Raw genomic sequence first — 4,838 nt, 5'->3', positions numbered from 1 at the left:
TCGCCCCGCTTGCGGGGAGAAGGTGCCGGCAGGCGGATGAGGGGCAAGCCCTCACCGGGCGGATGAGGGGCAGCCTCAATCGCCGCCGGACCCGCGCCTCACTTCTCCAGGTGAATCGTCACCCAGCCGTTGCGCCAGATGGTGCGCACGTGGCGCAGGTGCTGGCCGTTGTAGTGGGCAAGCACCTTCCAGCGCTGTTCGGCGAGAATGCCGGACAGGATCACCGAGCCGCCGGGGGCAAGGTTGGCGACGAGTTGCGGCGCCATCTTCATCAAGGGGCGGGCGAGGATGTTGGCGATGATGAGATCGAACGGGCCGTTGGTGCTGAAGGCCGTCGAGTGAAAGCCGGGGGCGGTCGCAAAGGTCATGCCGGTCACGACGCCGTTGACGCGGGCGTTTTCTTCGGCGACGCGGGTGGCGATCGGGTCGATGTCGGTGGCAAGCACCGGCACGTGCATCAGCTTCCAGGCGGCGATTGCGAGCACGCCGCTGCCGGTGCCAAGATCGAGCACGTTCTTCACGGTGCGGGTGCGCGCGACGGTGGCCAGCACTTCGAGGCAGCCGGCGGTGGTGCCGTGATGGCCAGTGCCGAAGGCCTGGCCGGCGTCGATCTCGATGGCGATCTCGCCGGTCTTGACCTTGTCGCGGTCATGCGAGCCATGCACGACGAAGCGGCCGGCGCGCACCGGCGCCAGACCCTCGAGCGACTTGGCGATCCAGTCGATATCCGGCAGCACTTCGCGCTCGATCGGGAGATGAGCGAAGTTTTCGGAAAGCGCCTCGGTGAGACGTTCGTTCACGCTCCCCTCGTCGACCATCATCATGTAGATCGAGGCTTCCCAGATGTCGCGCTTCTCGTCGACTTCCGTCGTGCCGATGGCATAGTCCTCTTCGCCGAAGACCTCGCTCATGCGGTCGAGCACGGCTTCCGCCTGCTTCTCGGTGGTGGTGACGAAAAGTCTGATCTCGCTCAAGGGTCCGTCCTTCGGCTGGCAAATCCGCCGCCCGCACCAAGCCGTGAAAGGGGTGCGCTCGAGCGTCGGCAATCGTGTGCTGTGCGCTATCACGATTGCCCTGCAAAGGCAAAGCGCCGGACGGGGCCGGCGCTTGCATCTTCAGGTGACGATCGAAGGGTTCAGCCCTTGGTCAGGTTTTCCAGCTTCTTGACCGCCGTTTCCGGGTTCTCCTCGTAGGCGATCGTGCCGGAGAACTTGCCGTTGGCGTCGAGCAGGAACACCGATGCGGTGTGGTCCATCGTGTAGTCGCCATCGGGCTTGGCGGCGTCGACCGGCACCTTCTTGGCATAGACGCGGAAGCCCTTGACCATTTCCATGACCTTGTCGGCCGGGCCGGAAATGCCGGTGATGCGCTTGGAGACGTTGGATACGTACTGGCCGAGGATTTCCGGCGTGTCGCGCTCGGGATCGACGGTGATGAAATAGGCCTGCAGCTTGGTGCCGTCAGGATCGACCTTTTCCAGCCAGCCGTTCAGTTCGAACAGCGTCGTCGGGCAAACCTCGGGGCAATGGGTGAAGCCGAAGAAGAGCGCCGTCGGCTTGCCGGTGAAGGCCTTCTCGGTGATTTCCTTGCCGTCCTGGGCGACCAGCGTGAAGGGAACGCCGAAGGGGCCGGATGCCGCCTGCTGCTTCGACTGGGTCATTTCATAGGTCAGCCAGCCCAGGATACCCGCCATGACGACGACGGCGGCCCAAAGGACGATGCGGATGGTTTTCATGCGTGCTACCGATGTGTTGGGGCCGAAGACGGCCGTGTCCGGTTGATCGGCCCTTGATACCGCCTTCACGGACCCCGCGCAAATGGGACAATTGCCGCAGGTTGTGGCGGTGCATCGCGGTCGGGAACTGCCCCTCAGCCCGCTGTCGCGACCTTCTCCCCATCATGACGGGGAGAAGGGGCCGTGTGGCAATCTCCCGCGTCAACACTGTCCGGGGAGAACTTAAAGGTCAGGGGCGGCGTCCGATCTCGGCGACGCTCGTCTATGCTAGAGGCACCAGGAGAGGCCCGATAGGGCGAGGGCCAGGAACATCTCGGCGCCGTTTTCCATCCAGCCGCGGAAGGCGAGCAGCAGGACGACGGCGATCGCCGCCGCAAGGGTCGCGGCGAGGGGAAGGCGGATCGAGCGCGCGGTCTTCGTGTTCATGGCGTCATCATAGCAGTTCGGGCGGCAAGGGGAAGCGGGCGTGCTTGCCGACGGGCCGTGGTTCTGCACGGGCCCGACCAGACCGGGGTGAAAAGCGGTGCCCGGCGCGCTGATGGATTGTGCCCTTAAATGCCGGGAAAACCGGCGCTTGCAGCAAATATGCGCAAACTCGAAAATAAGGCGTTTTCCCTGGGGATCTATGGGGCGCCTTAGCGAATGTTTAAGGTCTGTTTGACAGTGTTTTTCCAGCGCGGGGGGAGCGTTGTGCTCCGACATGACATGAGGTCATCCGGTTTGATCGAGCCCGGTTTTCCGCATCGATCCTAACGGAGGATCCGGCCCGCGCCGGGTCCGTGAGCATGGACTGTCTATGACTGCCGCATCTTCCCCATTGAAGCGCAATCTTTCCGTAAGCCAACGGCTGGCAACGCTTGCCGGTGCCGCTTTCGTCGGTTTCGGCTCCGTGCTCGGCGTCGGCTGGTACGAGGGCCGCCAGGCCAACGATGCCCTGCAAGGCGCGCTCGCCGCGCAGAACGGGCTGACCACGGTCGACGAGGTCCGGCTTGCGACCACCAATCTCGTGCTCAATGCGATGGACAGCATCATCGACCGCGAGGAGGGCGCGATCCAGCCGGCGCGCGCCGCCAGCATCGCCGAGATCCTGAAGCTGCTCGAGACGAAATCGACCGATATCAAGGCGCTTGCCGGCCTCATCGGCCGCAGCGATGCGCTTTCGACCTTTGACGCCGACGTGGCCGAACTGCGCCAGGCGATCGGCACCGACCTGAAGGCGTTGATCGAGGGCAAGGCTTCGGCCGACGACTTCGGCAAGATCGACGACGCGATCGACGGCGCCGGCGAACGGGTTGCTCAAGCGCTCGCCAATCTCTCCGAGGCGGCAGCGACGTTGGTTCAGACGCGCGTTGCCGAGGCGCGCGCCACCTCCGACCAGGCGTTCCAGCTTCAGCTCGCTTCTGGCCTCCTTGCCATGGCGACGCTGCTTTATCTGCTCTGGTTCCATGGCAGCACGCTCAGGCGGGGCATTCTGTCCTTGCGCGACGGCATGCAGCGGATCCAGAAAGGCGAACTTTCGACCAAGCTGGAAGCACTCGACCGTGGCGACGAAATCGGCGCGATGGCGCGCTCCGTCGACCTCTTCCGCCTGTCGGCGATCGAGAAGCAATCGCTCGAACAGGGTGCCGCACACAGCCGCCGCGAGATCGAGAGGGAACGCGAACAGCAGCAGCAGGAGCGCGAGGAGGCGGTGCGCCGTATCCAGGCGGCGATCGACACTCTCGGCCGCGCCCTGACGCAGCTTGCCGAGGGTGATCTCGCGGTTGCCATCGACCGGCCGTTCGACGGCAATCTCGACCAGCTGCGGCAGAATTTCAACCAGACGGTCGAGCGGCTGCGCGTGGTGCTTTCGAGCGTCAAGGACAATGCGCTATCGATCGAATCCAACGGTCGGCAGATGCGCACGGCCGCCGACGACCTGGCGCGCCGCACCGAGCGGCAGGCCGCCTCCCTGGAGCAGACCTCGGCCGCACTCGACGAAATCACCGTGACGGTCCGCACAGCGACCCAGCGCGCCGAAGAGGCGAGCCAGATGGTCGACCAGACCCGCACCAATGCCGAGGAGTCCGGCCGCATCGTCGGCCAGGCGATCGCCGCCATGGCGCGCATCGAGGGGGCCTCGAACGAAATCGGCAAGATCATCAACGTCATCGACGAGATCGCCTTCCAGACCAACCTTCTGGCGCTGAATGCCGGCGTCGAGGCGGCGCGCGCAGGTGAGGCCGGCAAGGGCTTTGCGGTCGTCGCGCAGGAAGTGCGCGAGCTGGCGCAGCGGGCAGCCGGTGCTGCCAAGGACATCAAGGCACTCGTCAGCCGCTCCGGCACCGAGGTCGGCTCAGGCGTCAAGCTGGTGCAGGCGACCGGCGAGGCGCTCGGGCGGATCGGCACCGATGTCGCGCGCATCAACGAATTGATGACCTCGATCGTGATGGCGGCGCGCGAACAGTCGACCGGCCTCCACGAGATCAGCACGGCCGTCGGCCAGCTCGACCAGATGACGCAGCAGAACGCAGCGATGGTCGAGCAGACCAACGCCTCCAGCCACACACTGGCGCAGGACGCGGAGCGACTGACGGACCTCGTCGGCCAGTTCCGCGAGGGGCACACGATGCGGCGCGCCATGCCGACCGCGGCGCCGACGCCCGTGACGCCGGCGGCAAGGACCGCTGCGCCGGTGCCGGCAAACGCACCTTCGGTTTCGGCCGTTCAGCGGCCGGCAGCCAAGGGCACCAGCGAAGCGGTGCCTCTGCGCAAGATCGGCGCGGCCAAAATGGCCTCGTTTCCAACTCCATCCCCCGCCAAGGCCCTGATGGGCAAGCTTGCGGGCGCATTCGGCAACAAACCGGGCTCGGTGCCGTCGACGACGGCCTCCGGTGAGAACTGGGAAGAATTCTGATCATGAGCAACGCAATCAAGCAGTCCGGCGCCTATCTCGAAATCGTGTCGTTCCACCTCGGCGACCAGGAATTCTGCATCGATATCATGGCGATCCGCGAAATCCGCGGCTGGGCGCCGGTGACCCCGATGCCGCACACGCCACCTTACGTGCTCGGTCTCATCAACCTGCGCGGCGCGGTGATCCCGGTCATCGACATGGCGGCCC

General features: G+C 65.4%; 5 protein-coding genes. 2 read left to right on the top strand and 3 right to left on the bottom strand.

Annotated elements, in window-relative coordinates; genetic code table 11:
* Window positions 1-98: 98 nt before the first annotated feature.
* The 3 genes from L981_RS32130 to L981_RS35300 all read right to left on the bottom strand — a co-directional run bounded on the left by L981_RS32130 (window position 99) and on the right by L981_RS35300 (window position 2,161).
* Window positions 99-974 (bottom strand): 50S ribosomal protein L11 methyltransferase, encoded by an 876-nt coding sequence (locus tag L981_RS32130; RefSeq protein WP_043626554.1) that lies wholly within the window; start codon window positions 972-974, stop codon window positions 99-101.
* 161 nt (window positions 975-1,135) lie between these two features.
* Window positions 1,136-1,735: an SCO family protein gene (locus L981_RS32125; RefSeq protein WP_043626551.1), complete on the bottom strand. Its 600-nt coding sequence runs from the start codon at window positions 1,733-1,735 to the stop codon at window positions 1,136-1,138.
* A gap of 267 nt (window positions 1,736-2,002) precedes the next feature.
* Window positions 2,003-2,161: a hypothetical protein gene (locus tag L981_RS35300; RefSeq protein WP_043626547.1), complete on the bottom strand. Its 159-nt coding sequence runs from the start codon at window positions 2,159-2,161 to the stop codon at window positions 2,003-2,005.
* 370 nt (window positions 2,162-2,531) lie between these two features.
* Between L981_RS35300 and L981_RS32115 the strand changes: the two genes are divergently transcribed.
* Window positions 2,532-4,631 (top strand): methyl-accepting chemotaxis protein, encoded by a 2,100-nt coding sequence (locus L981_RS32115; protein ID WP_043626545.1) that lies wholly within the window; start codon window positions 2,532-2,534, stop codon window positions 4,629-4,631.
* Window positions 4,632-4,633: 2 nt separating this feature from the next.
* Window positions 4,634-4,838: chemotaxis protein CheW (locus tag L981_RS32110; protein ID WP_043626543.1), on the top strand; the 205-nt coding region annotated here is incomplete at its 3' end.

It is taken from the genome of Ensifer sp. ZNC0028, assembly GCF_000799055.1.
In the GTDB taxonomy this organism is placed as follows: domain Bacteria; phylum Pseudomonadota; class Alphaproteobacteria; order Rhizobiales; family Rhizobiaceae; genus Ensifer.
Note: the sequence above shows the minus strand (reverse complement) of the source record. Positions and strands in the feature narration are given on the sequence as shown.